This is a genomic window from Pseudonocardia halophobica (assembly GCF_027922425.1).
Classification (GTDB): domain Bacteria; phylum Actinomycetota; class Actinomycetes; order Mycobacteriales; family Pseudonocardiaceae; genus Pseudonocardia; species Pseudonocardia halophobica.
This window is the reverse complement of the sequence record NZ_BSFQ01000030.1, coordinates 1-25,922: the sequence shown is the minus strand read 5'-3', so window position 1 is coordinate 25,922 and position 25,922 is coordinate 1. Positions and strand designations below refer to the sequence as shown.

General features: G+C 75.7%; 29 protein-coding genes and 2 tRNA genes. 16 read left to right on the top strand and 15 right to left on the bottom strand.

Annotation, left to right across the window (positions count from 1 at the left end; genetic code table 11):
• The first annotated feature begins 2 nt into the window (after positions 1–2).
• Genes PKE99_RS26985 through rdgB form a run of 5 tightly spaced genes read left to right on the top strand, consistent with a single transcriptional unit; the run spans position 3 to position 2,904 of the window.
• Positions 3–368 (top strand): hypothetical protein, encoded by a 366-nt coding sequence (locus PKE99_RS26985; RefSeq protein ID WP_037050068.1) that lies wholly within the window; start codon positions 3–5, stop codon positions 366–368.
• Positions 361–786, top strand: a complete 426-nt coding sequence (locus PKE99_RS26980) for a hypothetical protein (protein ID WP_037050071.1) — start codon at positions 361–363, stop codon at positions 784–786. Before PKE99_RS26985 ends, PKE99_RS26980 begins: the two co-directional genes overlap by 8 nt.
• 9 nt (positions 787–795) lie before the next feature.
• Positions 796–1,569 (top strand): MBL fold metallo-hydrolase, encoded by a 774-nt coding sequence (locus tag PKE99_RS26975; protein WP_037050074.1) that lies wholly within the window; start codon positions 796–798, stop codon positions 1,567–1,569.
• A gap of 22 nt (positions 1,570–1,591) precedes the next feature.
• Positions 1,592–2,314, top strand: coding sequence for a ribonuclease PH (rph, locus tag PKE99_RS26970; protein WP_037050077.1), 723 nt, complete (start codon positions 1,592–1,594; stop codon positions 2,312–2,314).
• Positions 2,311–2,904, top strand: coding sequence for an RdgB/HAM1 family non-canonical purine NTP pyrophosphatase (gene rdgB / locus PKE99_RS26965; protein WP_037050081.1), 594 nt, complete (start codon positions 2,311–2,313; stop codon positions 2,902–2,904). The genes rph and rdgB overlap by 4 nt, the downstream gene beginning before the upstream one ends.
• Before the next feature lie 134 nt (positions 2,905–3,038).
• On the opposite strand, the gene pcaC is transcribed toward rdgB, so the two are convergent.
• Positions 3,039–3,437 (bottom strand): 4-carboxymuconolactone decarboxylase, encoded by a 399-nt coding sequence (gene pcaC / locus PKE99_RS26960; RefSeq protein ID WP_231498341.1) that lies wholly within the window; start codon positions 3,435–3,437, stop codon positions 3,039–3,041.
• A gap of 418 nt (positions 3,438–3,855) precedes the next feature.
• On the opposite strand from pcaC, the gene PKE99_RS26955 reads away from it, so the two are divergent.
• Positions 3,856–4,533, top strand: a complete 678-nt coding sequence (locus tag PKE99_RS26955; protein ID WP_051737924.1) for a TVP38/TMEM64 family protein — start codon at positions 3,856–3,858, stop codon at positions 4,531–4,533.
• A 46-nt stretch (positions 4,534–4,579) separates the two neighbouring features.
• Here PKE99_RS26955 and PKE99_RS26950 read toward each other — a convergent pair.
• The 3 genes from PKE99_RS26950 to bcp form a co-directional block, all read right to left on the bottom strand.
• Positions 4,580–4,653 (bottom strand) — tRNA-Leu (locus PKE99_RS26950).
• Complete coding sequence (locus PKE99_RS26945; RefSeq protein ID WP_037050205.1) at positions 4,644–5,309, bottom strand: transposase; 666 nt, start codon at positions 5,307–5,309, stop codon at positions 4,644–4,646. Before PKE99_RS26945 ends, PKE99_RS26950 begins: the two co-directional genes overlap by 10 nt.
• Before the next feature lie 52 nt (positions 5,310–5,361).
• Complete coding sequence (gene bcp, locus PKE99_RS26940; protein ID WP_037050083.1) at positions 5,362–5,829, bottom strand: thioredoxin-dependent thiol peroxidase; 468 nt, start codon at positions 5,827–5,829, stop codon at positions 5,362–5,364.
• Positions 5,830–5,942: 113 nt separating this feature from the next.
• On the opposite strand from bcp, the gene PKE99_RS26935 reads away from it, so the two are divergent.
• The gene (locus tag PKE99_RS26935; RefSeq protein WP_037050206.1) at positions 5,943–6,164 is read left to right on the top strand and encodes a DUF3618 domain-containing protein; all 222 of its coding nucleotides are present in this window, start codon (positions 5,943–5,945) and stop codon (positions 6,162–6,164) included.
• A 31-nt stretch (positions 6,165–6,195) separates the two neighbouring features.
• Here PKE99_RS26935 and PKE99_RS26930 read toward each other — a convergent pair whose 3' ends face one another.
• From PKE99_RS26930 to PKE99_RS26915, 4 genes are all read right to left on the bottom strand, one after another.
• Positions 6,196–7,413, bottom strand: a complete 1,218-nt coding sequence (locus PKE99_RS26930) for an NAD(P)/FAD-dependent oxidoreductase (protein ID WP_037050085.1) — start codon at positions 7,411–7,413, stop codon at positions 6,196–6,198.
• Positions 7,414–7,523: 110 nt separating this feature from the next.
• Positions 7,524–8,303 carry a SigB/SigF/SigG family RNA polymerase sigma factor gene (locus PKE99_RS26925; protein WP_037050089.1) on the bottom strand — a complete coding sequence of 260 codons (780 nt, stop codon included), beginning with the start codon at positions 8,301–8,303 and terminating at the stop codon, positions 7,524–7,526.
• Positions 8,300–8,737: an ATP-binding protein gene (locus PKE99_RS26920; protein WP_231498342.1), complete on the bottom strand. Its 438-nt coding sequence runs from the start codon at positions 8,735–8,737 to the stop codon at positions 8,300–8,302. The genes PKE99_RS26925 and PKE99_RS26920 overlap by 4 nt, the downstream gene beginning before the upstream one ends.
• A 72-nt stretch (positions 8,738–8,809) precedes the next feature.
• Positions 8,810–9,241 (bottom strand): STAS domain-containing protein, encoded by a 432-nt coding sequence (locus PKE99_RS26915; protein ID WP_197040777.1) that lies wholly within the window; start codon positions 9,239–9,241, stop codon positions 8,810–8,812.
• Positions 9,242–9,382: 141 nt separating this feature from the next.
• Here PKE99_RS26915 and PKE99_RS26910 point away from each other — a divergent pair, with 141 nt between their 5' ends.
• Positions 9,383–11,626 (top strand): GAF domain-containing SpoIIE family protein phosphatase, encoded by a 2,244-nt coding sequence (locus tag PKE99_RS26910; protein ID WP_051737927.1) that lies wholly within the window; start codon positions 9,383–9,385, stop codon positions 11,624–11,626.
• A 232-nt stretch (positions 11,627–11,858) separates the two neighbouring features.
• Positions 11,859–12,545, top strand: coding sequence for a hypothetical protein (locus PKE99_RS26905; RefSeq protein WP_156067869.1), 687 nt, complete (start codon positions 11,859–11,861; stop codon positions 12,543–12,545).
• Positions 12,546–12,742: 197 nt separating this feature from the next.
• Here the strand turns inward: PKE99_RS26905 and PKE99_RS26900 are convergent, their stop codons facing one another.
• From PKE99_RS26900 to PKE99_RS26880, 5 genes are all read right to left on the bottom strand, one after another.
• Positions 12,743–13,048 carry a WhiB family transcriptional regulator gene (locus PKE99_RS26900; RefSeq protein WP_037050093.1) on the bottom strand — a complete coding sequence of 102 codons (306 nt, stop codon included), beginning with the start codon at positions 13,046–13,048 and terminating at the stop codon, positions 12,743–12,745.
• A 277-nt stretch (positions 13,049–13,325) separates the two neighbouring features.
• Entirely contained in the window at positions 13,326–13,721 is a 396-nt protein-coding gene (locus PKE99_RS26895) for an STAS domain-containing protein (protein ID WP_051737928.1), read from the bottom strand.
• A gap of 109 nt (positions 13,722–13,830) precedes the next feature.
• Complete coding sequence (selB, locus tag PKE99_RS26890; RefSeq protein WP_037050095.1) at positions 13,831–15,645, bottom strand: selenocysteine-specific translation elongation factor; 1,815 nt, start codon at positions 15,643–15,645, stop codon at positions 13,831–13,833.
• Positions 15,646–15,647: 2 nt separating this feature from the next.
• Complete coding sequence (selA, locus tag PKE99_RS26885; RefSeq protein WP_051737929.1) at positions 15,648–17,000, bottom strand: L-seryl-tRNA(Sec) selenium transferase; 1,353 nt, start codon at positions 16,998–17,000, stop codon at positions 15,648–15,650.
• A gap of 21 nt (positions 17,001–17,021) precedes the next feature.
• Positions 17,022–18,059 (bottom strand): hypothetical protein, encoded by a 1,038-nt coding sequence (locus PKE99_RS26880; RefSeq protein ID WP_051737930.1) that lies wholly within the window; start codon positions 18,057–18,059, stop codon positions 17,022–17,024.
• Positions 18,060–18,163: 104 nt separating this feature from the next.
• Here PKE99_RS26880 and selD point away from each other — a divergent pair, with 104 nt between their 5' ends.
• Positions 18,164–19,207: a selenide, water dikinase SelD gene (selD, locus tag PKE99_RS26875; RefSeq protein ID WP_037050098.1), complete on the top strand. Its 1,044-nt coding sequence runs from the start codon at positions 18,164–18,166 to the stop codon at positions 19,205–19,207.
• A gap of 5 nt (positions 19,208–19,212) precedes the next feature.
• Here the strand turns inward: selD and PKE99_RS26870 are convergent.
• Positions 19,213–19,308, bottom strand: a tRNA-Sec gene (locus PKE99_RS26870).
• Between the two features lie 9 nt (positions 19,309–19,317).
• Positions 19,318–19,707, bottom strand: coding sequence for an STAS domain-containing protein (locus PKE99_RS26865; RefSeq protein WP_037050100.1), 390 nt, complete (start codon positions 19,705–19,707; stop codon positions 19,318–19,320).
• Positions 19,708–19,915: 208 nt separating this feature from the next.
• Between PKE99_RS26865 and PKE99_RS26860 the strand changes: the two genes are divergently transcribed.
• The 6 genes from PKE99_RS26860 to PKE99_RS26835 form a co-directional block, all read left to right on the top strand.
• Entirely contained in the window at positions 19,916–20,200 is a 285-nt protein-coding gene (locus PKE99_RS26860; RefSeq protein ID WP_037050101.1) for a DUF2795 domain-containing protein, read from the top strand.
• 57 nt (positions 20,201–20,257) lie between these two features.
• Positions 20,258–20,944: an alpha/beta fold hydrolase gene (locus PKE99_RS26855; RefSeq protein ID WP_037050103.1), complete on the top strand. Its 687-nt coding sequence runs from the start codon at positions 20,258–20,260 to the stop codon at positions 20,942–20,944.
• Positions 20,945–21,471: 527 nt separating this feature from the next.
• On the top strand, positions 21,472–22,224 hold the full coding sequence (locus PKE99_RS26850) for an alternative oxidase (protein WP_037049249.1): 753 nt from the start codon (positions 21,472–21,474) through the stop codon (positions 22,222–22,224).
• A gap of 157 nt (positions 22,225–22,381) precedes the next feature.
• Positions 22,382–23,164, top strand: coding sequence for an ABC transporter ATP-binding protein (locus PKE99_RS26845; RefSeq protein ID WP_081924455.1), 783 nt, complete (start codon positions 22,382–22,384; stop codon positions 23,162–23,164).
• Positions 23,161–24,876 carry a sensor histidine kinase gene (locus PKE99_RS26840; protein WP_051737838.1) on the top strand — a complete coding sequence of 572 codons (1,716 nt, stop codon included), beginning with the start codon at positions 23,161–23,163 and terminating at the stop codon, positions 24,874–24,876. Before PKE99_RS26845 ends, PKE99_RS26840 begins: the two co-directional genes overlap by 4 nt.
• A 3-nt stretch (positions 24,877–24,879) precedes the next feature.
• A partial coding sequence (locus tag PKE99_RS26835; RefSeq protein WP_271214929.1) for a hypothetical protein occupies positions 24,880–25,922 on the top strand: 1,043 nt, incomplete at its 3' end.

Sequence of the window (25,922 nt, the reverse complement as noted above, 5' to 3'; positions counted from 1 at the left end):
GCGTGATCGGCGTCCTGGAGATCGTGGCTTACGTGGCCGCGGCGGCCGTCGCCCTGTACGGCCTGTTCACCACGGTCCGCAACCGCCCGCCGGACCGCACGCACCGGATCGCGGTCGGGGTGTTCGAGGCGGTCCTGGTCGTCCAGGCGGTCGTCGCGGCGGTGCGCGTGTTCACCGGCGTCCAGCTGCCCGAGCAGTCGACCTTCCTCATCTACCTGCTGGTCAGCGTGTGCGTCATGCCCATCGCCCTGCAGTTCGCCACCGCTGAGCCGACCCGCTGGGGCGGCACGGTGATCGCCGTCGGCGCGATCGGGACCGGGGTGGCCGTCTGGCGGCTGCACGACCTGTGGGTCGCCGGGAATGGCTGAGCCGACGAGGGGGCCGGGCAGGGAGCCGCGCGCGACGTCGAGCGGACCCGGCCGGGTCCTCATCGCCGTCTACGCGATCTTCGCCCTCTCCGCGACGGCGCGGGCCGGCGTGCAGATCGCCGCGAAGTTCGCCGAGGCGCCGGTGGCCTACCTGCTCTCGGGCCTCGCCGGCGTCGTCTACATCCTGGCCACGATCGGCCTGGCGGGGCACGGCCCCGGGTATCGACGGCTCGCCTGGGGCGCGGTCCTGTTCGAGCTGGTCGGGGTGCTGGTGGTCGGCACGCTGACCGTGTTCGACACCGGCGACTTCCCCGACGACACGGTCTGGTCGGTCTACGGGCGCGGCTACGGTTTCATCCCGCTGGTGCTGCCGTTCGTCGGGCTGTGGTGGCTGCGACGCACCTCGGCCAGGGGTTAGCCTCCTCACATGAAGGTCGTCGTGCTCGGCTGCTCCGGCAGCGGACCGGGGCCGGGCTCGCCGGCGTCCGGCTACCTCGTGGAGGCGGGGGGCACCCGGCTGGCCCTCGACCTCGGCAACGGCACCTTCGGCGCGCTGCAGCGCGCCCTGGACCCCTGGGCGCTCGACTCCGTGGCCTTCAGCCACCTGCACCCGGACCACTGCGCGGACTTCTCGGCGCTCGCCGTGTGGCGGCGCTACCACCCGGCCCCGCCCTTCGACCCCACGCGCAACCGGCTGCCGGTGTTCGCGCCGGTCGAGGCGCCGGAGCGGCTCGGGGCGGCCTACGCCCCGTCGGCGGCCGAGCGGGCCGAGACTGACCTCGAGGACGTCTTCGCCTTCGGGGCCCTCGGCGACGGCTGCGAGGCCACCGTCGGCGGAGCCGTGCTGCGGGCGGCGGCGGTCGACCACCTCTGCGAGGCCTATGCCCTGCGCGTGGAGCACGGGGGCCGCAGCCTCGTCTACAGCGGCGACACCGGGCCCTGCCGGGGGCTCGTCGACCTGGCGCGGGGTGCGGACGTCCTGCTCTGCGAGGCGTCCTGGCCGCACACCGACGACATGCCCACGGGTGTCCACCTGTCCGGCCGGCAGGCGGGGGAGCACGCCGCGGCGGCGGGCGTCGGACGGCTGCTGCTCACGCACGTGCCGATCTGGACCGACCCCGACGCGATGCTGGCTGAGGCCAAGGCCTCGTTCGACGGGCCGGTGGAGCTGGTCCGTCCGGACGGCGAGTACGAGGTCTGAGCCCCCTTCCTAGGATGTCGGGGTGACGCGAGCAGACGGCAGGAGCGACGACGAGCTGCGCCCGGTGCGCATCACCCGCGGTTTCCAGAAGCACCCGGCGGGCTCCGTGCTCGTCGAGTTCGGGGACACCAAGGTGCTGTGCGCGGCCAGCGTGACCGAGGGTGTACCGCGCTGGCGCAAGGGATCAGGGCTGGGCTGGCTCACCGCGGAGTACGCGATGCTGCCCTCGGCCACCAACACCCGCTCGGACCGCGAGTCCGTCAAGGGCCGGATCGGCGGCCGCACCCACGAGATCAGTCGGCTGATCGGGCGGTCGCTGCGCGCCTGCATCGACCTCAAGGCGCTGGGAGAGAACACCATCGCGCTCGACTGCGACGTCCTGCAGGCCGACGGCGGCACCCGCACCGCGGCCATCACCGGTGCGTACGTGGCCCTGGTCGACGCCGTGACCTGGCTGGGCGAGCGCAACAAGCTGGCCGATCCGAAGCCGATCTCGTGCCAGGTGGCGGCGGTGAGCGTCGGCGTCGTCGACGGGCGCGTGCGGCTGGACCTGCCCTACGAGGAGGACTCGCGCGCGGAGGTCGACACCAACGTCGTCGCGACGGACACCGGCACATTGATCGAGGTCCAGGGCACGGGCGAGGGTGCGACGTTCACCCGCAGCACGCTCGACGCCATGCTCGACTCCGCGCTGGCGGGCATCGCGCAGCTCACCCGCATCCAGACCGAGGCGCTCGAGTCGTGAAGATCCTGCTCGCCACGCGCAACGCCGGGAAGCTCGTCGAACTGCGCCGGCTGGCCGAGGGCTCGGGCGTCGAGGTGCTCGGCCTGGCCGACGTCGCCGAGTTCCCCGAGGCCCCCGAGACGGGCGCGACCTTCGCCGAGAACGCGCTGGCCAAGGCGCGCGACGCGGCCGCCGCGACCGGGCTGCCGTCCGTCGCCGACGACTCCGGGCTCGCCGTCGACGCGCTCAACGGCATGCCGGGGGTGCTCTCCGCGCGCTGGGTGGGCCGGCACGGCGACGACCTCGCCAATCTGAACCTGCTCCTCGGCCAGCTGGCCGACGTCCCCGACGAGCGCCGCGGCGCCGCCTTCGTCTGCGCGGCGGCGCTCGTGGTCCCGGACGGGCCCGAGGAGGTCGTGCACGGGGAGTGGCGCGGGCGGCTCGTCCGGGCGCCGCGGGGGAGCAACGGCTTCGGCTACGACCCGATCTTCGTGCCGGAGGGGGAGGAGCGGACCTCCGCCGAGCTCAGCCCGGACGAGAAGGACGCGGCCAGCCACCGGGGCCGGGCCTTCCGTGCCCTCCTCCCGCACCTGGAAGCCCTGCCGGGCTGAGGGCTCGACCGCGCCGCGCGCTATGGCTCCATGACGCTGGAAACCCGCAGCTCAGAGGCGCGTTGTGGAACCATGACGCGTTTTGGTCGCGCGTGGGAAGCGCGTGATGGGGGCATGGTGCGTGGCCCTGCCGATCAGTCGGTGGGGGCGTCCTCGGCGAGGACCTTCTTCGCCCGGGCGAAGGCGCTGTTGGCGGCGGGGACACCGCAGTAGATCGCGCTCTGCAGCAGCACCTCGACGATCTCCTCGTCGGTCAGCCCGTTGCGGCGGGCCGCGCGCAGGTGCAGCTCCAGCTCGTCGAGGTGCCCGTGCGCGACGAGCGCGGTCAGCGTGATCGCGCTGCGCATCCTCCGGTCCAGGCCGGGCCGGGTCCAGATCCCGCCCCAGGCGTAGCGCGTGATCATCTCCTGGAACTCGCCGGTGACGTCGTCGGCCCGCTCCAGCGAGGCGTCGACGTGCGTGGCGCCCAGGACCTCGCGGCGGACGGCGAGGCCCGCGGGATCGAGGTCCAGCTCGCGCTTCTCGGTGTTCACGGCCGCACGGTAGCCCGGCGGGGGTGTTCGGGCCGGGCGGGTTCCGGTGATCGGAAGGCGCGGGGTGTGCTCATGGACCCGTCGGGTCGTCGCTCTCCGCTGACGCGAGTGGTCTCGGCTGCGGGTCGTGACGATGATCGTCGTTGCGGACCGGTGGGCGCCGGATGTGGCGCTGTGCGGTCCTATTCGGCGATCTTGTGACGCCGCCGGGTGGCGGTGGCCGGCGTGATCGCTGCCTCAAACCGATGAGCGCCATATCCGGCGCGGAGCGGTCCGATACGACGATCTTGGACGGGGCGGGCGATGGAGCGTGCGGTGATCTTCGGTGTCGGGCCCGGGGGCCTAGATCTGGTGCTGCGGGTCCCGGGCGGCCGGGTGTGACGACGGGCTGGGCGGCGCGGTCGGTACCGTCGCGGGAGTGAAGTGGTGGCGTCCCGTGCTGGCCGGGCTCGGCGTGGTGGCACTGGTCGCCGTGGTGCTGGTGGTGGCGCGGATCTACGGGGTGCCGGGTGTTTCGGACCTGCGGCGGCTGACCGCGGAGGCGGGTCCCTGGGCGCCGCTGCTGTTCCTGGGGCTGCAGGCGGGGCTGTGCGTGGCGCCGGTGCCGCGGACGGTGTTCACGCTCGCGGCGGGCGTGCTGTTCGGCTCCGCGGTCGGGCTGGTGGTCACGCTGGCGGCGACCACCCTGGCCGGCGTGCTCGCCTATTTTCTCGTGCGGGCGACGGGCGGAGCGCTCGTGGAGCGGTACGTGCGGGGGTCGGCGGTGACCTGGGTGCGCCGGCGCCTCGACCACCACGGCACGCTCGCCGTGACCTCGATGCGGCTCGTGCCGCTGGTGCCCTTCGCCGCGCTCAACTACGTGTGCGGGCTGTCCAGGGTGCGGTTCGTGCCGTACCTGCTCGGGACCGTGGTCGGGATCATCCCGGGGACGGTCGCGATCGTGGTCCTCGGCGACGCGGTCAGCGGACGGCCGTCACCGGCGCTCGTCGCGGTGTCGGTGGTGTGCGGGCTGATCGGGCTCGCGGGGATCGTGGTGGCGGCCCGCAAGCCCATCCCGGAGGAGGTTCCGAGCGAGGAGACGCAGCAGGCCCGCTGAGCCTCCGCTCGTTGGGCTTCACCACGTTGTCGCTGTTCAGATGGGGTGCCGGCGGCGGGATTCGAACCCGCACTGTCATGATCCTAGGTCATGCGCCTCTGCCAGTTGGGCTACGCCGGCGTCTTCTTGTTCTTCCGTCCGCCCCACGTCTCCGTGATGGCGTGACAGTTGGGGCACAGGATACGGAGGTTCTCGAGGCGATTGTCGGTGTGGTCGCCATTGACATGATCGAGCTCGAGCGGCAGCGGTCGGCCGCGCCACTCACGGAGGCCGCACTCCTCGCAGTGATTCGGTTTGAGCCCCGCCTTGATGAGGCGGCGGCGCAGATAACCGGTGGAGGTGTAGGTCGAGTTCTGGACCAGGATCTCGCCGAGGGGCGTGGGTCGACCCGCGGCGGGCACCTTCAGCCCCTTCGCCCACGCCTGCCCGGTGAAGTGCGAGGTGTCCAGGCCCAGTCGCCGGATGTGCCCCGACACGGCGCGGAACATTCCGCCGTTGGGCGTGTAGCCAAGCCGCCGGAGCACCCCGTGCACGGTCTCCTCGGCCCGCACCGCCTCGATCAGCTGCTCGTCGCTGTACCGCCGGCCGGCGCGCGGCGAGCCGGCGGAGGCTCGTGGCCGATGCGAGGCGTCGAGCCCGAGCCGCGCAATGTGCTTCCGCAGCACGTCGTACTTCCCGGGCTGCAGCCCCAGCTTCCGGCACACCTCGCTCAGCGTGCGGCTCGACGCCACCGCTTCGACCAGCTGCTCGTCCGTCCACCTGCGGGCTCTCGGCATGATCCGAACGTAGCGAACATGCGTTCGAATCCGCTCGAGTTGTCCACAGGGGTCAGATCTTGAGGTCTCGCCGGAGCTTGGCGACGTGACCGGTGGCGCGGACGTTGTACAGCGCGGCCTCGATCCTCCCCTCCTCGTCGATGAGGAAGGTCGAGCGGATCACCCCGGTGACCGTCTTGCCGTACATCGTCTTCTCGCCGAAGGCGCCCCACTCCTCGAGGACCTTCCGGTCCGGGTCGGACAGCAACGGGAAGGTGAGGCCCTCCTTGTCCCGGAACTTGGCGAGCTTGGCCGGCTTGTCCGGGGAGATGCCCAGGACGTCGACCCCCGCGTCGTTGAGCTCGGCCAGGTTGTCCCGGAAGTCGCACGCCTCCTTGGTGCAGCCGGGCGTGGACGCGGCCGGGTAGAAGTACACGATGACCTTGCGGCCGCGCAGGTCGGACAGCGAGACCGGCTTGTCGTCGGCGTCGGGCAGCGTGAAGTCCGGGGCGGCGTCGCCCGGCGCGAGGCGTGTCGTCATGCCCCGATCCTGTCAGTTCCCGCAACACCGGGACGCCCGCCGGGCCCGGCCGGGACCGCTCGTCTACGGTGTGGCCGAGTCAGAGTCCGATGACGAGCACCGAGGAGTGTGTCGTGGCCCGCGACCCCGAGAGCATCCAGAGCGAGATCGAGAAGACGCGGGACGCGCTCGCCGACAGCCTGGACGCGCTGACCGACCGCGCGAACCCGAAGCGCTTCGTCGACTCGGGCAAGCAGCAGATCGCGATCAAGCTCGAGGACCCGAAGATCCGCTACGCGCTGATCGGAGTCGGCGCGGTCCTCGCCCTTGCCGTGCTGAAGAAGCTGTTCTCCTGACGGGTCCGGGGGCCCCGGGCCCCCGGCACCCTCACCGTCGCAGCGAGGCGGCGAACTCCAGCGCCTGGGCCCGGTCGGCCTCGGCGAGCAGCAGCGCGCGGTAGCGCGCGATGTAGCGGGCCGCGCCGAAGCCGGCCACCGCGACCAGCCGGTCGCCCCGCAGGTACCCGGCGACGGTGCCCTTCACCGCACCGCCGGAGAGCCCCTCGCCGTGCAGCGGCACGATCCCGTCGGCGAGATCGGGTCGCCCGATCAGCTGGATCTTGAGCCCGAACTGGTCCGACCAGAAGTAGGGGACCGTGGCGGGCGGGGCCTCGGTGCCGGTGATCGCCCGGGCGACGATCGTGGCCTGGTCGGCGGTCGAGGTCCAGTGCTCGTGCCGGTGCCGGCCGCCCTGCGCCGGGTAGTCCCAGGCGGCGGCGTCGCCCACCGCCCACACACCGTCGAGCCCGAGCACGCGGCCCTGCGCGTCGCACGGGATCCCGTCGGTCAGGTCGAGCCCGGCGTCGGCGAGCCAGCCGAGGTCCGGCCGGCCGCCGATCCCGACGAGCGCGACGTCGGCCTCGATCCGCGAGCCGTCGGCCAGCTCGACGGCCACGCCGGCGCCGGAGGGCTCGACGAAGCCGGTGAGCGCCACACCCGTCCGCAGGTCCACGCCGCCCTCGCGGATCAGCCGCGCGGCGAGCGCGCCGACCTCCGCGCCCAGGCCGCGCACCAGCGGCACCGGTGCGGCCTCGACCATCGTGACCTGCACGCCCTTGCCGATCGCGGTGCTGGCGACCTCGGCGCCGATGAACCCGGCGCCGACCACGAGCAGGGTCGACGCCTTGTCGAGCTCGTCGCGCAGGGTCAGGGCGTCGTCGAGGGTCCGGAGGGTGTGGACGCCCTCGGGCTGGCCGGGCAGCCGGCGCGCCTCGACGCCGGGGGCGAGCACGATCGCGTCGGCGGTGAGCACCGCGCCGTCGGCCAGCTCGACCTCGCCGGGCCGCAGCGCGACGGCACGCAGCCCCAGGTACATCCGGACGCCGAGGTCCTCGAGCGCGGCCTCCTCCTTCAGCGCCAGCCGCTCGGCCTCCCAGTCGCCGGCGAGGAGCTGCTTGGACAGCGGCGGGCGGTCGTAGGGCGGGTGCGCCTCCGCGCCGACGAGGCTGATCCGGCCCTCGTAGCCGGCCTGGCGCAGCTGCTCCACGGTCCGGATGCCGCCGAGGCCCGCCCCGACGACCAGTACGTGCTCCGGCCCACCGCTCAACGTCCACGCTCCTGTCCCCGGCGACTTGCGACGCGGCCATCCTGGCCGACGCGCCCGGCCGCTGTCTCGGGGCCCGCACGGTCTGTTGCGCGGCCCACACCGCCGGGTGATCAGCCGGTGCGCGTGTCCGGGTCGAGCCGGGACCGGAGCCGGTCGAGGGTCTGGGCGAGCAGCCGCGAGACGTGCATCTGCGAGATGCCGACCTGCTCGGCGATCTGGGTCTGGGTCATGTTGCCGAAGAACCGCAGCATGACGATGGTGCGCTCGCGCTCGGCCAGCTCGCCGAGGACGGGCCGCAGGGCCTGCCGGTGGTCGACGCGGTCCAGCTCCGCGTCGGCGGCGCCCACCAGCTCGCCGACGGTGGCGCTGCCCTGCTCGGAGGAGAGCATCTCGTCGAGCGACGAGCTGCGGTAGGCCTCGGAGGCCTCCAGGCCCTCGAGGACCTCGGCGACCGGCACGCCGAGCTGCTCGGCGATCTCCGACGGCCGGGGCGCGCGGCCGAGCCGCTGGGACAGGTCCGACACCGCGGCGTTGATGGACACGTGCATGTCCTTGAGCCGCCGGGGCACCCGCATCGACCAGCCCTGGTCCCGGAAGTGCCGGCGGACCTCGCCGCTGATGGTCGGCACGGCAAAGGAGAAGAAGTCCGTGCCCTTCTCCGGCGAGTAGCGGTCCACGGCGTTGATGAGCCCGACGGTGGCGACCTGGACCAGGTCGTCGAGCGGCTCGCCGCGATGGGCGAAGCGGCGCGCGATGTGCTGCGCGATCGGCAGGAAGCCGGTCACCAGCCGGTCGCGCAGCGCCTCGCGGCGGGGGTCGTCCTCGTCGAGCCCGGCGTACTCCGCCAGGAGCGGGGTCAGGTGACCGTACTCGGAGTCGGCCGCACTCACCGGGGGGCTGCGTCGGCGCGCTTGTGCAGGCGGATGCCCACGGTGCCGCTGCCGTTCGCCTCGAGCTCCACCTCGTCGGCCAGGGTCTGCAGGACCCGCCAGCCGAAGGTGTCCGTGGACACGGGGGTGGCCGCGTCGCCGGTGTCGACCTCGGCGTGGACGCGGATGAGCTCCTCGCGCACGTCGAAGGTGCACCGGAGCGAGGACCCCGGCGCGGCGACGTCGACCAGGGTCGCGCACGCTTCGTCGACGGCCATCCGCAGGTCCGAGATGGCGTCCAGGTCGAAGTCCGCGCGGGCGGCGAGGTCCGAGGCGACGGCGCGGATGGTCGGGATCAGCGAGGCCGAGGCGCTGGTGCGCACCTCCACCACGGATCCCGGCGTCTCCACCGTCCCCGGGCCGTCTCCGGCGCCCACGGGATCCACTTCGGACACGCGACGTCTTCCCTTCGTCACGGACCCGCTCGGGCCCTCGATCCCCATCGTGCTACCCGGGGTGCGTTCTTATCAATCCGGTCGGCGTACTCGACCGGTGGAGCGGTCGCCGTGGACCCGGCCGAGGAGCTCGTCCAGACCCGGGAGCAGCGTGAACAACCGGTCGGAACCGGTGACCTCGAGCGGCCGCGTGACCGCCCGGGAGCCGCCGAGCAGGTGCAGCGCGCGACCCTGCGCCTCCGCCCGGTGCGCGGCCCGGATGAGCACCGCCAGCCCGCTCGACGCCAGGAACCCGACGCCGTCGAGGTCGACCGCGGCCACCGCGTCCGTCGGCTCCTGCTCGAGCAGCGCGCCGAGCGCCTCGCCGAGGGTCGGCGCGGTGAGCGTGTCCACCTCCCCGTCGACCACGAGGACGTGCACGCCGGGCGCGGGCCGGGTGAGGCTGGTGTCGAGACCACCGGGACGGGACGGGCCACGCGAGGCGGGGGACGACAGGACACTCACCTCCAGCGACGGCGTGCCCGCGCGGATCGCGGACGGGCGGGACGCGAGACGGCTGCGGGCTCAACCGATCCCGGCGAACCCTACCCATCGGGCGGAGGCGGCCGGGGCGCGGGTGGGCCGGGACGCCATTACGATCTGCGCGTGGAGACGACCGACCCGCGCGGGCTGGCCGAGGACCTGGCTCAGGAGGTGGCCCAGGGGGTCGCGGAGAGCGGCCTGCCCGGCGGCGCCGGCGAGCTGCCGCAGGTGCTCTACGACGCGCCCGCGGCCGTCCTCATGATCGACCTGGACGAGCGGCGGGTCGTCTACGCCAATGCGGCGGCCGTGGAGCTGACCGGCCACCGCGTCTCGCTGCCGGTCGACATCGACGCGTGGGGCGACGCGGCCGGCCTGACCGACCTCGGCGGCAAGCGGATGAGCGAGACGAGCTCGCCGCTGTCGCTCGTCGCGGCCGGCATCCCGGTCGCCGGCGAGCCGGTCGCGGTGCACGACGCCGCCCGCCGCGGCTCGACCGCCACCGAGGAGCAGCGCGAGGCCGCCGAGGGCCGGCTGCTGTGGGTCACCGGCTTCGTCCTGGGGCCGGGCGGGCTGGGCGACGCGGGGGAGCAGCTGCCGGTCCCCGAGGAGCTGCGGTCCCGCGCGCTCGTGGTGTTCCTGCAGCTCTCGGGCAGCGAGCACGGCGACCGCCGGCGGCTGGAGGTGCTGCGCGACCGCGCGGTCGTCGCCACCGACATGTCCTTCACCATCACCGACCCGCGGCGCGCGGGCGACCCGCTGATCTGGGTCAACCCGTCGTTCACCCGGCTCACCGGGTACGCGGTGGAGGACGCGGTCGGCCGCAACTGCCGGTTCCTGCAGGGCCGCAACACCGACCCGGCGTCGATCGAGCGCATCCGCGCGGCCCTGCGCGCGCAGGAGCCGATCACCGAGGTGCTGCTGAACTACCGCAAGGACGGCACCGCCTTCTGGAACCAGGTGTCGATCTCGCCGGTGGTCGACGGCGCCGGGGACCTCGTCAACTTCGTCGGCGTGCAGAACGACGTCACCGAGCGGGTGCTCGTCGAGCAGGAGCGCCGGGCGGCCCTGGCGGACGCCGAGGAGGCCCGCAGCCAGCTGCGGATGCTCGCCGAGGCGACCACCCAGATGACCGAGGCGCTGGGCGTCGAGGACGCGTGCCACGGCCTGGCCCGCCTCGTCGTGCCGCAGCTCGCGGACGTCTGCGCCGTGGACCTGCTCGACCGCCCGGGCTCCGGGCTCCTGCGCCGGGCCGCCGTGGCCGCCCGGGACCGGGCCGACGAGGACCGGATGGCGCGGATGGCGGGCCTGCGGGACTACCGCGCCGGCCGGGGCAGCACCACCGGGCACGTGCTGGCGACGGGCGAGCCGGTGCTGCTGTCGGACCTGCCCGAGCACGGTGCCGACCGCTACGACGACGACCCGGACGCCGCCGAGCTCTACGACCGGCTGCGGATGCGGTCGGCGATCGTGGTGCCGCTGCGCGCCCGGGGCCGGGTCCTCGGCGCGCTCACGCTGGTCAGCCAGCACCCGTACGGCCGCCGCTACGGCCAGAAGGACCTGCACCTGGCCACCGACCTCGCCGGGCGGGTGGGGTTGACGGTCGACAACGCGCGGCTCTACGAGCGCGAGCACGCCGCCGCCGCGACCCTGCAGCACAGCCTGCTGCCGGCCGTCCCCGAGGTGAGTGGCCTGCAGCTGGCCGCGCGGTACCGGGTCGGCACGGACGGCAACCAGGTCGGCGGCGACTGGTACGACGTGCTGCCGCTGCCCGACGGGGCGGTCGGCATCGCGGTGGGCGACGTCGTCGGGCACGACCTGTCCGCCGCCGCGGCGATGGGGCAGCTGCGTGGTGTGCTGCGCTCCTACGCGTGGGACGGCGGCCGCCCGGGCTCGGTCCTCGACCGCTGCGACCAGCTGGTGCAGGGGCTGGAGATGGCCTCGATGGCGACCGCGGTGTACGCGCGGCTCGAGCCGCCGGACGCCTCGGGCGACCGGCTGCTGCGCTACGCCAACGCCGGGCACCCCGCCCCGCTGCTCCTCACCCGCGAGGGCGAGCTGCGGCGGCTCGACGAGCACCTCTCGCCGATGATCGGCGTCGTCCCGACGCTCGGCCGGGCCGGCGAGGAGGGCCGCACGGAGGCCACGTTGACGGTGCCCGCGGGCGCCCTGCTGCTGCTGTACACGGACGGTCTCACCGACATCGCGGGGGAGGACGCCGACGAGCGCGCCGAGCTGCTCGAACGCACCCTGCGGGAGATCCCCTCGGACTCGCCGGCCGAGGCGGTCGTCGACCAGGTGCTGGCAGCCTGCGAGCCGCGCCACGTCCGGGACGACATCGCCGTGCTCGCCGTCCGGCTGGAGCGTTGAAGTCAGCCGGGCCTTCCCGCTCGTCCCGTGTTGACGACCGCTGCACCCGATCGGGGTAACCGACTGCCTGCCGCTGCCGCCCGCTCACGGACCCGCGCCGTCCGTTCGGCGTGCGGGGCAGCTTTCGGGGACGCGAACAGGAAACGATGCCGTTGACACCGGTCGACAGGCCGGAAGCGAGACGGTCGGCAACGGCGCCGATCGGGCAGGGGGCGAACGAAGCATGGTGGCGGTGCCGGACATCGAGGGCATCGGCACGCCCGCGCAGCGGCGCGGCGGGCCGTCCCGCGTCCCACCCGCGCGACGGCGGCTGGTGGCCGTCGCGGTGAGCCCCATGGAGCTGTTGCGGCCGGAGTCGGACCTCGCGCGCGTGGTCGCCGACGCCGGCCGGGTCGACCTGCTCCTCGCGCGGCCGGACGCGCCGGCGGTGTCGGTGGTCTCGGCGCCCGTCTCGGCGCCGGTATCGGTCCCCGCACAGCTCGACGGCGTCGCGAGCCTGCCCGTCCCCCTCGACCGGGCGGGCGTTCCGTTCGACGACCCCGACGCGGCCCGGTTCGCCGACGACCTCGATCTCGACGACCTCGACGACTACGAGGACGACGACTACGAGGACGACGACGAGGACGAGGACGGGATCGCCGCCGCCGTCGAGGCGCTCGGGCTGCAGGACGTGCACGTCCACCGGCTCGGGCTGCCCGGCCGGATCGGCGCCACGGCCGAGGACGACCTGGTCGCCGCCCTCTCCGAGCTCGTCGGCTTCGACCCCGAGCCGGGCGTGTACTGCGTGGCCCCGCTGCCTTCGCCGGCGGACCCGGAGCGGACGACGGTCGTGGCCGCCGTCCAGCGGGTGGTGCGGGTCTACGGGCTGCCGCTGCTGCGCTACCGATGTCTCGAGCTCAGCGTGGTCGGCGACGCCTAGCACGGCCTACTTCGGGCTCCGACGGCTGCGGCCCCGGCGCATCCTCCGACACACGAAGGGGCGGTCCCGGATGATTCCGGGACCGCCCCTTCGTCGTGTCGGTCCTCCCGGGGCCCCCGACGCCGCGGGAGGGACGCCTCAGCCGGCGGAGCCTCAGCCGGCGGAGCCTCAGCCGGCGGACGCTCGGCCGGGGAGGCTCAGCTCGCGGAGACCAGGCGCTTCTGCTGGTCGCGGCGCTCGAGGAGCACGCGGCGCTCGGACTCGCCGAGGCCGCCCCACACGCCGAACGGCTCGCGCGTCTCGAGTGCGAACTCGCGGCACATGTCCATCACCGGGCAACGCTGGCACACCGCCTTCGCCTGGGCCGTCCGGCGGGCGCGGGAGGGGTTCCGCTCGCCGTCCGGGTGGAAGAAGACCGCGCTGTCCATGCCGCGGCACGCGCCCAGGCGCTGCCACTGCCAGGCGTGGTCCATGGGCCCAGGGAGGCGGGAAACGTCGCTCACTCGGCTCACCTTCGCTCTCGTCGGAGGGCCCGACCACGTGCCGGGCGATCTGCCGCGGCGTTCCCCAAGGTCTCCACGGCCAAACGCCCGATGAGGCGGAACACAGTGGAGAGAGCGAAGTCGTCCGGGCGCGGACGACCGGACCGGACACCGGCCGGAGCCGACCCGGTGGGTGTCCCTGCAGCTCAGAGCGGCCGCAGAGGATCCCGCGATCGGCGTGGGTCCGCACGTCGACACACCATGTTTGTGACCCTCGTCACAACGGTGCCGGGGTGGATCAGGTGGCCTCGAGGGCCTGCTCGACGGTGTCGTGGATGTCGAACATCGGGACCAGCCCCGCGATCGAGAGCGGACGCAGCACACGGCGGCCCGTGCAGGCGAGCCGGAGCTCCACCCCGGCCTGGTGTGCGGCCTCCCGCACCTCGATCAGGACCGCGAGACCGCTGGTGCCGAGGAAGGTGACGCCGTCGAGCGCCAGCACGACGAGCTGGGCGCCGTCGGACAGCTGACCGAGCACGACCGAGCGCAGCTGCGGGGAGGTCAGCATGTCGACCTCGCCGCCGACCTCGACGACGACCTGCCCGTCGCCCGCGGGCCGCGTGGAGACGGTGATCTGGTCGTCCGACTCGCCGCGGCGGACCGCGGCGCCGGAGGCGTCGTGCGTGTGCTGCATTGGCGGAACGGTAAGGGCTGCCGGACCTCACTGCCACTCGGAGCGCGACCCCTGTGGCCCGCGCCTGAAGGCGGCGCGGCGAGCGGTCCCCGAGGGGCGGTGAGAGCGCTCAGCGGAGCTCGTGGTGGCTGTCGTCGGGGCGCCGGGTGTGCCCGGTCCGGCCGAGCAGCTCGAGCAGCGGGACGGCGACGCGGCGGCTGGTCCCGAGCGCCTGCCGCGCCTCGCTGAGCGTGAACACCGGGCCGATGGTCCGCAGCACCTCGACCGCACGCTCCGGCGCGTCCGGCAGCAGCACCAAGCCGCGCGCGAGCTCCACCAGCTCGCCCGCCCGCACGAGCGCCGCGAGCTCCTTCGTGCCGAGGCCGAGCTGCGCGAGCCGGTCCGCGTCGGGGGCCGCGAAGGGGTCGCCCGCGAGGTCGCGGCGGAGGGTCGCGAGCGCCTCCCGGACCGCGGCCGGGAGGGCGTGGGCCCGGTCGAGCCGGACGCGGCCGTCGCGCAGCACGAGCGGGACCCCGCCGCCGTCGTCCGGCCTCGACGCGGCGGCGAGGACCGCGGGCAGCAGCGCGGCGTCGGGCAGGTCGGCGGCACGGCGGGCGGCCTCCGTCGTGAGCCCCGGGTCGAGCGGCTCGGCGGCGTCGTGCGCCTCGACGGCCGCGGCGAGGGCGGCGACCGCCCGGACGGCACGCGCGGGGTCGACCAGCCAGCCGTGGGCCGCGGGCACGCGGAGAGCCGCGACCTCCGCGGGTGGCACCCCCATCGCGACCAGGTCCGCGGCCCGCACGACGCCGCGCCGGGCCACCTCCCCGGCCGCGGTGCCGAAGCCGGGGGCGGCGAGCTCGTCCGCCCGGCGCCGGGCGGCGCCGCGCCGGGCCAGCGCGGGCGGCCGGACGTCCAGGACCACCGCCCCCGCGAGGACCGCACGCCGGCCGGGGTCGCGCAGCACCGCCCGGTCGCCGAGGCGCAGCGGCAGCGGGTGCTCCAGCCGCAGCCGGGCGTGGTGGGGGCCGAGCGGGCGCACGCGGACCCCGGTCGCGGCCGCGCCCGTGTGCAGCATCAGAGTTCCGGGCAGCTCGACGGGCGCGTCGGGATCCACCCCGCCGCCCGGCGCCCGCAGCCGGACGTCGATGTCGGTCGCGGTGAGCCACGCGCCCGGGGTGAGCAGGGCGTCCCCGCGACGCACGGCCTCCTTCGGCAGGCCACGCAGGTTCACGGCCACCCGCGCGACGCCGGTGACCTCCTCGCGCGGCTCGCCGAGGCTCTCCAGCCCGCGCACGCCGACCCGGCGGCCGCCGAGCTCCAGCTCGTCGCCCAGCCGGATCCGGCCCGCGCCCAGGGTGCCGGTCACGACCGTCCCGGCGCCGCGGATGGTGAAGGCGCGGTCCACCCACAGCCGGACGTCGGCGGCGGGATCGGGCTCGGGCAGGTCCCCGACCAGCGCGTCGAGCGCGGCGCGGAGCTCGGGGATGCCCTCGCCGCGCGGCGCGCACACCGGGACGACCGGCAGCGCGCCGAGCGACGAGCGCGCCAGCGCCGCCAGGGCGTCCTCCCGGGCGGGTTCCGGGTCGAGCAGGTCGGAGCGGGTGATCACGAGCAGCCCGCGCTCCACGCCGAGGGCGTCGAGCGCGTCGAGGTGCTCGGCGGACTGGGGCATCCAGCCCTCGTCGGCGGCGACGACGATCATCGCCGCGGGGACCGGCCCGGCGCCGGCCAGCATCGTCGTGACGAAGCGTTCGTGGCCGGGCACGTCGACGAAGGCCAGGTCGGTGCCCGAGTCGAGGCGGGTCCAGGCGAAGCCGAGGTCGATCGTCAGGCCGCGGCGGAGCTCCTCCGCCAGCCGGTCGGGCTCCATCCCGGTCAGGGCGCGGACCAGGGTGGACTTGCCGTGGTCGACGTGCCCCGCCGTCGCGATCACGCGGGCGGGCATCGTCAGGTCCCGGTCGGGGCGGCGGCCGCGACGGCGGCGGCGAGGGCCTCGTCGTCGGCCGGGTCCAGGGCGCGCAGGTCCAGCAGGCAGCGCCCGCCCTCCAGCCGGCCCAGCACGGCCGGGTCGCCGGCGCGCAGGGCCGCGGCGAACCGCTCCGGCAGCGCGACGGCGGCGCTCGGCAGCGTGACGCCCGGGGCGCCCCCGCCGCCGACCGTCGAGATGGAGTCGACGGCTTCGGCGACCTCGCCCAGCCGGGCGGCCAGCTGCTCGGCGCGGCGCCGCAGCTCCTCGACCGGGGCGTCCAGCGCGGCCCGGACGGGCGTGCCGGGGCCGCGCAGCGTGGCCTCGAGCGCCGCGAGCGTGAGCTTGTCGACGCGCATCGCCCGGGCCAGCGGGAACCGGCGGACCTTCTCGACCAGCTCCGCGCCCTCGCCCGCCCCGCCGAGGACCAGGCCCGCCTGCGGTCCGCCGAGGAGCTTGTCGCCGGACGCGGTGACCAGCGTGGCGCCGCGGGCGAGCATGCCGGCGGCGTCCGGCTCGTCGGGCAGCAGCGGGTGCGGGGTGAGCAGCCCGGAGCCGATGTCGGCGACCACCGGCACGTCCAGCCCCGCCAGCTCCTCCGGGCCGACCTCGCTGGTGAAGCCGCTGACGGTGAAGTTCGAGGGGTGCACCTTGAGCACGAACCCGGTGTCCGGGCCGATCGCGCGCGCGTAGTCGGCGAGGTGGGTGCGGTTGGTGGTGCCGACCTCGCGGAGCCGCGCGCCGGTCGACTCGAGCAGGTCGGGGATGCGGAAGCCGTCGCCGATCTCGACGAGCTCGCCGCGCGACACCACGATCTCCTTCCCGGCCGCGAGGGTCGCCGCGACGAGCGCGAGCGCGGCCGCGCCGTTGTTCGCGACGTGCGCGGCGGCGGCCCCGGGGACGGCCGCGAGCAGGGCGTCGATCACGCCGGCGCCGCGGCGGCCGCGGGTGCCGGTGGTGAGGTCCAGCTCGACGTCGCAGGTGCCGGCGGCGACCGCGAGGGCCTCCCGGGCGGCCGCGGAGAGCGGGGCGCGGCCGAGGTTGGTGTGCAGCAGCACGCCCGTCGCGTTGAGCACGGGACGCAGCCGGGTCGCGGTGCGCGGGAGGGCGGCGAGCGCGGCCTCGGCGACCTCGGCGGGCGTGATGGCACCTGCACGGGCCTGCTGCTGCGCGCCGGCGACCGCGCGCTTCACCAGCGCACGGCCCAGCCGGTGGATCGCCTCCGCCAGGCGCGGGTCGGCGAGCACCGCGTCCGTGCGCGGTACGGCGCGGCGCGGGTCGGGTGCGTCCGCGGGCGGGGGAGCGGTCGTGCCGCGGACCGGAGCGTCCGTCATGGGAAGAGCATGCCGTGCCCGTCAGCCGGAGCGCAGGGCGTGTCTGCTCTCCGTCGTCTGTTCGCGCCGCTGCTCCGGGACGCGGACGGAGCCGCGGTCGGCGGGGCGGGCCGCTTCGGCCTCGAACAGGTCCGCCGTGCCGGGGGTGGGGGTCCACACCGCGGGGGCCGGCTCGTCGGACGGCTCACCGGTGGCGGGCTCGGTCTCAGCCGGCTCGGTGGCCGCCTCGGGCTGCTCGACGCCGGGTTCATGCTGCTCGACGACGGGCGGGATGGCCCCGGCCGGTTCCGTCGCCTCCTCGACCTCCTCCGCCTCGTCGACCGGGTCCGACACGTCGACCGGGTCGGACACGTCGACCGGGTCGGACACGTCGACCGGGTCGGACACGTCGACCGGGTCGGACACGTCGACCGGGTCGGACACGTCGACGCGGACCGGCTCCTCGGCGTCGCCGCCGGTGTCGGCGGTGACATCCGGCGCGAGTGCCGCGTCGAGCCCGCGCAGCTCGGCGCCGACCGCGGCGTGCACCCGGGCCAGCTCGTTGCGCAGCGCGGCGCGCAGCCCGGCGAGCTCCTCCATCCGCTCGACGTGCTCGGCGACCTGCGCCGCCAGCTCGGCCCGCTCGGTAACCACGGCCGCCCACTCGGCCTCGGCCTCGGCGCGGGCCTGCCCCGCGGCGGTGTGGGCGCGTTCCATCAGGTCGGTCGCCTCGCGGGTGGCGGTGGCGCGGGTCTCGGCGGCGTCGCGCTCCGCGGCGGCCCGGATGTCGGACGCCTCGCGCTCGGCGAGGCGCAGGACCTTCTCCGCGCGGAACCCGAAGCTCTGCGGGACCGTGGGCAGGCCCTCCGCGGGCGTGCCGGCCCGCAGGGTCCGCAGCTCCTCCGCGAGGCCCGCGGCGTGCTGCTCGGCCATGCGGCGCGCGTTCTCGGCGGCCTGGGCGCGCCGCTCCAGCTCGCGGACCAGCGCGTCGACCTGGTCGCGCGCGTAGCCGCGGCGCACGACCTCGAACGCACCGGACCGGCTGACCGGGTCGGCGTCACGCTCCGGAACGGATGTCACGCCTCCAGAGTGTGACTCCCGTTGCGGACGATCTCCCTGCGGGGTCGGCCGGGGTCGGTCAGTGGGAGCCCGCGTGCGACGGGCGGACGGGATACGGTCGGAGGATGACCGCAGGTTCCACCGAGCAGACGCGCAGGCTCACCCAGTTCAGCCACGGTGCGGGCTGCGGCTGCAAGATCGGGCCCGGCCGGCTCGCCGAGGTCCTCGCGGGCGTGACCCCGCCCAGTCACCCCGATCTGCTCGTCGGCACCGAGACGGGTGACGACGCCGCCGTCTGGCGGCTCGACGCCGACCGCGCGCTCGTCGCGACCACGGACTTCTTCACCCCGGTCGTCGACGACCCGCGGACCTGGGGCCGGATCGCCGCCACCAACGCCGTGTCCGACGTGTTCGCGATGGGCGGCCGGCCGCTCTTCGCCCTGAACATCGTGGCCTGGCCGTCGGAGACGCTGCCGCCGGAGATGCTGGCCGAGGTGCTGGAGGGCGGCGCCGACGCCGGCCGGGAATGCGGGTTCGCCGTGGTCGGCGGGCACTCGATCGACGACCCGGAGCCCAAGTACGGGCTGGCCGTGGTCGGCGAGCTGCACCCGGACCGGATCCTCACCAACACCGGACTGCGCCCGGGGGACGCGCTGGTGCTCACCAAGCCCCTCGGCGTGGGCATCGCCACCACGGCGGTCAAGGCGGGCACCGCGGGGGAGGACCTGCTCGCCCGCGCGGTCGACTCGATGTGCACGCCCAACGCCGCCGCCTCGGCCGCCGCGCTCGCCTCCGGGGCGACCGGGTGCACGGACGTCACCGGGTTCGGCCTGCTCGGTCACCTGCGCAAGATGGCGGCCGCCTCCGGGATCGACGCCGAGATCGTCGTCGCCGACGTGCCGCTGCTCCCGGGCGTGCGGGAGCTGGCCGAGGCCGGCACGGTGCCGGGCGGAACGCGCCGCAACCGGGACTGGGTCACCGAGGTGCTGGACCTGGGGCCAGGCGTGACGGAGACGGACGTGCTGCTGCTCGCCGACGCGCAGACCTCGGGCGGGCTGCTGTTCGGCGCCGACCCGGAGCGGGCGGCGGCCGCGGTGGCGGAACTGCCCGGCGCCGCGGTCGTCGGACGGGTGCAGGCGGGGACCGGCCGGATTCGCGTCAGCCGGTGAGGGCTTGGCGGAGGCGGACGGGAATCGAACCCGCCTGACCGAGGTGCTCGGCCACGTCGGTGTTGAAGACCGCGGGGGCCACCAGGCGCCCAGACGCCTCCCTGGCGGGCTCAGCCGGTGGGGCGCAGCGCGTCCGACACCCCGTCGGCCACGTCGAACAGCGCCAGCAGCCCGGTCGCCTCGAGCGCCCGGGTCACGATCCGCGACCCGCACACCAGCCGCAGCGTGTGGCCGCGCCGCTCCACCGCGTCCTTCGCCGCGACGAGCACGGCCAGCCCGGCGGACCCCAGGAAGGTCACCCCGGACAGGTCGAGGACGACCAGCGGGGCCTCGGGCAGCCGGGCGTCGAGCTCGGTGCGCAGCAGGGGTGCGGTCAACGTGTCGATCTCACCGCGGACGTGCGCGACCAGGGACGCGCCGTCACCCTCGCCGGCCCGTTCGAAGCGGACGACGTCATCGATCTCGACGCCACCCTCGTCGGCGGGGGTCTCACTGCTCATTACGCACCGTGCTCCTCGACTTCCGCGGACGCGTGCTGCGGACTGTCGCCTCAACCGCCCGCCAACCCTACGGGGGCGCGCCTCGGCCGCACAACAGACGCCCCCTCGGGCGGGTCGCAGGGACGGCGGTGTTTGAGGAGTGTGATGTGGGGCACTCTGCGGCGACGCGCCCGGAGCCCCTCGCGGAGCGCGCCGACCAGGAGGAACCGTGTACCGACGGACGTCCCGCGCCGACCTGGCGCGCATCGGCCAGGTGCTGGCCGGACTGACCTACCCCGCGGCGAAGTGGCAGATCATCGCGCACGCCGACCATTACGGGGCGGACTCCGTGACCACCGCCCAGCTGTGGTCCCTGCCGATCGGGACCTACCCGGACCTGGCCGCCGTCGGGGTGGCCCTCGGCCTGCTCCCCGACCCCCGCCCGGGCTACCGGCAGCAGCCCCGGGTCCAGGCCGCGGCCGTCGACCAGCCCCGCGGCACCGTCGACGTCTGACGCGGCGCCGCCTTTCGGCGGTTGCCGCCGCATGTGACGGGGACCACTCTCGGTCCCATGACGACCTATGTCCTCGTCCACGGCGCCTTCGTCGGCGGCTGGTACTGGGACGAGGTCCGTCCCCGGCTGGAGAAGGCCGGGCACACCGTCGACGTCGTCCCCCAGCTGCCGAGCTGCGGGGCGGACCCCGCGCCCCTCGGCGATCTCGCCGGCGACGTCGAGACGGTCCGGCAGCACGTGGAGTCGGCCGAGGAGCCGGTGGTGCTCGTCGGGCACTCGTACAGCGGCATGGTCGTCACCGAGCTCGCCGACCATCCCGACGTGGCGCACGGCGTGTACGTCTCCGCGGCCTGGCCGGCGCGCGGGGCGTCGCTGCTCGACCTGCTGGGCACCCTGCCGCCGCTGCCCTGGGTCGAGCCCGGCGAGGACGGCACGCTGCGGCCCGTCGACGACGTCGGCCTCCTCCACGAGTGGCTGTGCGCCGACGTCGAGCGGGAGCGGGCCGAGTCGTTGTTGCGACGGGCACGCCCCCAGTCGATCGCCAGCTTCGCCACACCCAGCTCGGCGCCGGAACGGATGCACCCGGTGACCTATGTGATCTGCGAGGACGACGCGACCATCCCGATCGGGGCCCAGGAGGCGATGGCCGCGGCCGCCGACCACGTCGAGCGGCTGCCCTCGTCGCACGCCCCGATGTTCTCGATGCCCGACCGGCTCGCCGAGGTGCTCGGCCGGATCCGCTGAGCGGACGCCCCGCGCTGCGGCGGGCCGACGCACCGGAGGGTGGTGCTGGCAACACCGGACCGAGGTGTGGGTGCCGCGTGCGGTCGACCGGGCAGCACGGTCGTTCCGCGCGCCGGGCGACGACAGGGTTTCCCCGACCGCCCGGAACCCCCGCCGGGCCGACCCGGAGGAGCCGCATGCGCCCCGCCCCGACCCCCGCCGGCTTCGACCACGGGATCCCCGTGCAGATCGGGAGCGTGCCCGCCCCCCGCCGCCCCGCGCCCGCCACCCCGCCGCGTCCCCCCGCCGCCCTGCCCCCTTCCGTCGCCGGCCCGAGCCGTCCCGCCCCTGCGCCCCGTCCCGCCCCTGCGTCCCGTCCGACCCCGGGCACGTCGCCCCGTCCCGCGCCGGGGCCGACGTCCCGGCCGCCCCACCCCGGCCCGTCCCGCCCCGGACACCCGCCGCACCCCGGGCACCCGCACCACGCCCTCCGCCGGCCCGGCCCGGGCCTTCCCCTCCCGCGCCACCCCGGACCGCTGCCGCCGGCCGTGCACGACCCGCGTCCGGGCAGCGGAAGCGTCGACGTTCGACTCCTTCCCTCCCCGGACGGGGACCACGCGGACCGCCCACTCACCGCCGCGGCCACCCCGCGCCTGGGCCGCCGCGCCCTGCGCCACGAGCAGCTCGCCACCCTGGCCGCGCCCCGCCGTCGGTACTCGCTCCTCGCCCGGCTGTTGTTCGTGACCATGGACCTGCTGTACGGCCGCCGCCGGACGCTGGAGAAGTTCCAGGTGCTCGAGGTCGTGGCGCGGATCCCGTACCAGATCTGGGAGAACGCGGCCTACCGCCTGTTCACCCGCCGGCACCGCGACGGCGCCCTCGCCCGCCGCATCCACGAGCGGATCGAGGAGAACCGGGAGCAGCAGGACAACGAGCAGTGGCACCTGCTGATCGTCGGCGAGCTCGTCCGGGCGTCGGGCCGGAAGCCGAGCCGGGTGCGCTTCCGGGTGCTCCCGCTGCTGCTCGCGCTGTCCTACTACCACGTGGCCTGGCTGATGTTCGTGCTCGCGCCGCGCTGGAGCTACCGGCTCAACGCCGACTTCGAGGACCACGCCGAGCACGAGTACGCCGAGTACGTCGCCGAGCACCCGGAGCTGGAGACGGTGCCGCACCGCTCCGCCTTCGCCGACCGCTACGGCGCCCACGCCACCGTCGCCGACCTGCTCCGCCAGATCGGCCACGACGAGCGCATGCACAAGGAGGAGTCCGAGCGCTACCTCGCCGAGGGCCGCCTGAGGTGACCGGACCGGGGTGATCCACGGGAGGGCGTAACGCGGGCGCCGGGCGCGGCGACGACAGGCCGAGGGTGGTGCCAGTACCACCCCGCTCCGGCGTGCCAGCCGGTCTCTTCGCCGCGGGCCCTCCCGGCGCGGACCCGGCCCTCCCTAGGGTGAGCAGGTGACACAGCAGACCGAGTCCGCAGCCGGCGCAGGCGGTCGCGCCGGCGGCGCAGCGCCCGGCCCCGCCCTCGTCGTCCGCGGTCTGCGCAAGACCTACGAGGCCGGCACGGCCCCCGTGCGTGCCCTGCGCGGTGTCGACCTCAGCGTGCGCGCCGGCGAGTTCGTGGCGCTCATGGGTCCCTCGGGCTGCGGCAAGTCCACGCTGCTGCACCTGCTCGCCGGCCTCGACCGCCCCGACGAGGGCACGATCGCCCTCGACGGCACCCGCATCGAGGAGCTCGGCGCCCAGCGGCTGGCCCGGCTGCGCCGTCGCAGCGTCGGCCTGGTCTTCCAGTTCTTCCACCTCATCGAGCACATGTCGGCGCTGGAGAACGTCTCGCTCGCCGCGCTCGTCGCCGGCGCGAAGCCCGCCGAGGCCACCGCCCGGGCCCGCGACCTGCTCGACCAGCTCGGCCTGCTCGACAAGGCCCGCGAGCTGCCCGCCGCGCTCTCCGGCGGCCAGCGCCAGCGGGTCGCGATCGCCCGCGCGCTGGCCAACCGCCCCACGCTGCTGCTGGCCGACGAGCCGACCGGCGCCCTGGACTCCGACGGCGCCGCCGAGGTCCTCGACCTCTTCCAGCGCCTGCACGCCCAGGGCCAGACGATCCTCATGGTCACGCACAGCCGCGAGGTCGCCGAGGGCGCGCAGCGGCTGGTCCGCATGCGCGACGGCCGGATCCTGGCCGACGGCGAGCCGTCCGGCCCGGTCGAGGTGCCCGCCGGGCTGCGGGTGGCCCGGTGAGCGACCGCACGCCGCTCCCGGCCGGCGCCGGGTTCCGCAGCCACCGCCGCGTCGGGATCGGGACGGGCCGGCGCGCCCGCAGCTCCCTGCTGCTGTCCGGGCTGATCGGAGCGGCCGGGGTGATCGCGCCCGGCGTCGTCGTCGGGCTGCTGGGCGGCGGTCCGGCCTGGTGGGTCACCGGGCTGATCGCCGGGGTCGTGCTCGCGGTCGGGATCGCGCTGATGTTCAGCGCCACCGCCCGGCGCGCCAGCACCGCGGTGCTGGTCGGCGCGTCCGAGTTCGGCGGCCTGTCCGTGGCGGTCTGCTCCGGCCTGCTCGTCGTGCTGCTGGTGTTCGGGCGGATCCCGCTCGGGGCCGAACGCGCGCTGCTGAACCCCGCACTGGTCGGGATGCTCGTCGTCGCGGTGGTGGCGGGCCCGCTCGGCCGCCGGGCCGCGCGCACGACCCGCGCCGCGCTGCAGGGCGTCCGCCGCTCGCCCGACGAGCTGCTCGCCGACTTCGCCGAGCGCGCCGGCCGCGGCACCCCCGTGGACGACCTGCTCCGCCAGCTCGCCGAGACCATGCGGCAGGACTGGCGGCTGTCCCGCGTGCAGATCTGGGCCGACCGCGGCGACGCGGCCCGGAACCTGGCGCGCAGCCTCGTCGTCCCGCAGCCGGTCGAGCCGGGTCCGGAGCCGCTGCCGCTCGACGCCGACGAGCTGGCCACGCTGCAGCGCGCCGGGGTCGCCGGGCCGGGCTGGCTGGAGCTCTGGCTCCCGCACCTGGTCGAGGAGGACGGGCCCGCCCGCCGCGGGCAGCTGCGGCTGGCCCCCGCGGTGCACGGCGGCGAGGTGCTCGCCCTCGTGGTGATCGAGCGGGACGCGGACGCCGACACCTTCGGCGAGGCGGACGAGCGGGCGCTCGCCGAGGTCGTCCGCCGGCTGGCGATCGTGCTGCGCAACCGCGCGCTCGACGAGGCGCTCCAGGCGACCCTGGCCGACCTGCGCCGCACCAACGCCGACCTGCAGGCCTCCCGCACCCGCCTCGTCGCGGCCGCGGACGCCGAGCGCCGCCGCATCGAGCGCGACCTCCACGACGGCGCCCAGCAGCACCTGGTCGCCCTCGCCGTGGGGCTGCGGCTGGTCCGCGACACCCTGACCTCGCCCGACGACCCCAACGCCGAGCTGCTCGACGAGCTCGACCGCGGCGTCCGCGACTCCATCCAGGCGCTGCGGGACCTGGCCCACGGCATCTACCCGCCGCTGCTGCGCGACGCCGGCCTGGGGGACGCGCTGCGGGCCGCGGCCAAGCGCAGCCCGCTCACCGTCGAGGTGCACGCCGACGGCGTCGGGCGGATGCCGGAGCAGGCCGAGGCCGCCGTGTACTTCTGCTGCCTCGAGGCGCTGCAGAACGCGGGGAAGCACGCCCCCGGCGCGCACGTCACGATCACGCTGAAGGTGGAGGCCGGCGCCGACGGCGACGAGCTCACCGTGGTCGTCGCCGACGACGGGCCGGGCTTCGACCCCGCCCGGGTCGCCGGCGGCGGCGGGCTGCAGAACATGGCGGACCGGCTCGGCGCGATCGGCGGCACCGTCGAGCTCGTGTCGGCGCCGGGCGAGGGCACGGTGCTCACCGGGCGCATCCCCGTCCCGGCCGCGGGGACGAACGGGGCGCCTGCCCCTCGACCACCGGTCTCCCCGGTCGCGTCGCGCCCCGCACCCGTGGCGGGCTGAGCCGTGCCCGCGCGCGCGCCCGGCGCGCCGGGCCACCGGGGCGCGGTCCGGCTCGTCGCCCGCGCCGAGCTGCGGGAACGGCGCTGGAGCCTGCTCGCCCTCGGCGTGGTGCTGGGCCTGGTCGGCGGCGTGGTGCTGGGGGCGGTCGCGGTCGGCGAGCGCACCGCCACGGCCTACCCACGGCTCGTCGAGGCCGTCCACCTCGACGACGCCCGGCTGATCGTGCCGTCCGACCGGCCCGCGCTGATCAAGGCCCTGCCGACCCTGCCCGGCGTCGCCGACGCGTGGCTCACCGAGGCGTGGGTGGCGCAGGTCGACGGCCCGCAGGTGCAGTACATGTCGCTGGCCGCGGGCACCGCCCCGCACCCCGAGCTGGTCACCCCGGTGATCGTCGCCGGGCGCGGGGTCGACCCGGCCACCTCGGACGAGGTGGTGATCTCCGAGCGGGCGGCGGAGCACGGCATGGGCGTCGGCACGGTGCTGCCGCTGCGGATGCTGACCCTCGAGGACATGGCGCAGTTCGCCGTCGGGTTCACCCCGCACGGCCCGGCGACCACGGTGCGCGTCGTCGGCGTCGCCCGGATGCCGGGGTGGGGGCAGGCCCTGCCCGACGTCCTCGCGGGGCCCGGGTTCGCGCGGGCGCTGGCCGGGACGGGGATCGGCCACGCCGCCTACGTCCGGCTCGCCCCGACGCCGGACGCCGCCGCCCGCTTCGACGCGGCCGTCGCCGAGCTGTCGGCCGCGCAGCCGTCGATCGTCGGCGACTACCTCACGCCGGGGGTGGAGCACCCGCGCGCGCCCGATCCCGCCGTGCACGCGGCGGAGCGGGCGCTGCTCATCGGCGTCGGGCTGTTCGCGCTGGTCGTGGGCCTGGGCGCCGTGCAGGTCGTCGGGCTCGGGCTGCTGCGGACCGCGGGCACGGCCCGCGCGGCCCGGTCGATCGAGTCCGCCCTCGGCATGACGGCGGCGCAGAGCGTGGCCGCCCGCGTCGGCGCGGCCGTGCTCGCGGTGGCGGCGGCCGGGCTGCTCGGCGCCGGGATCGTGGT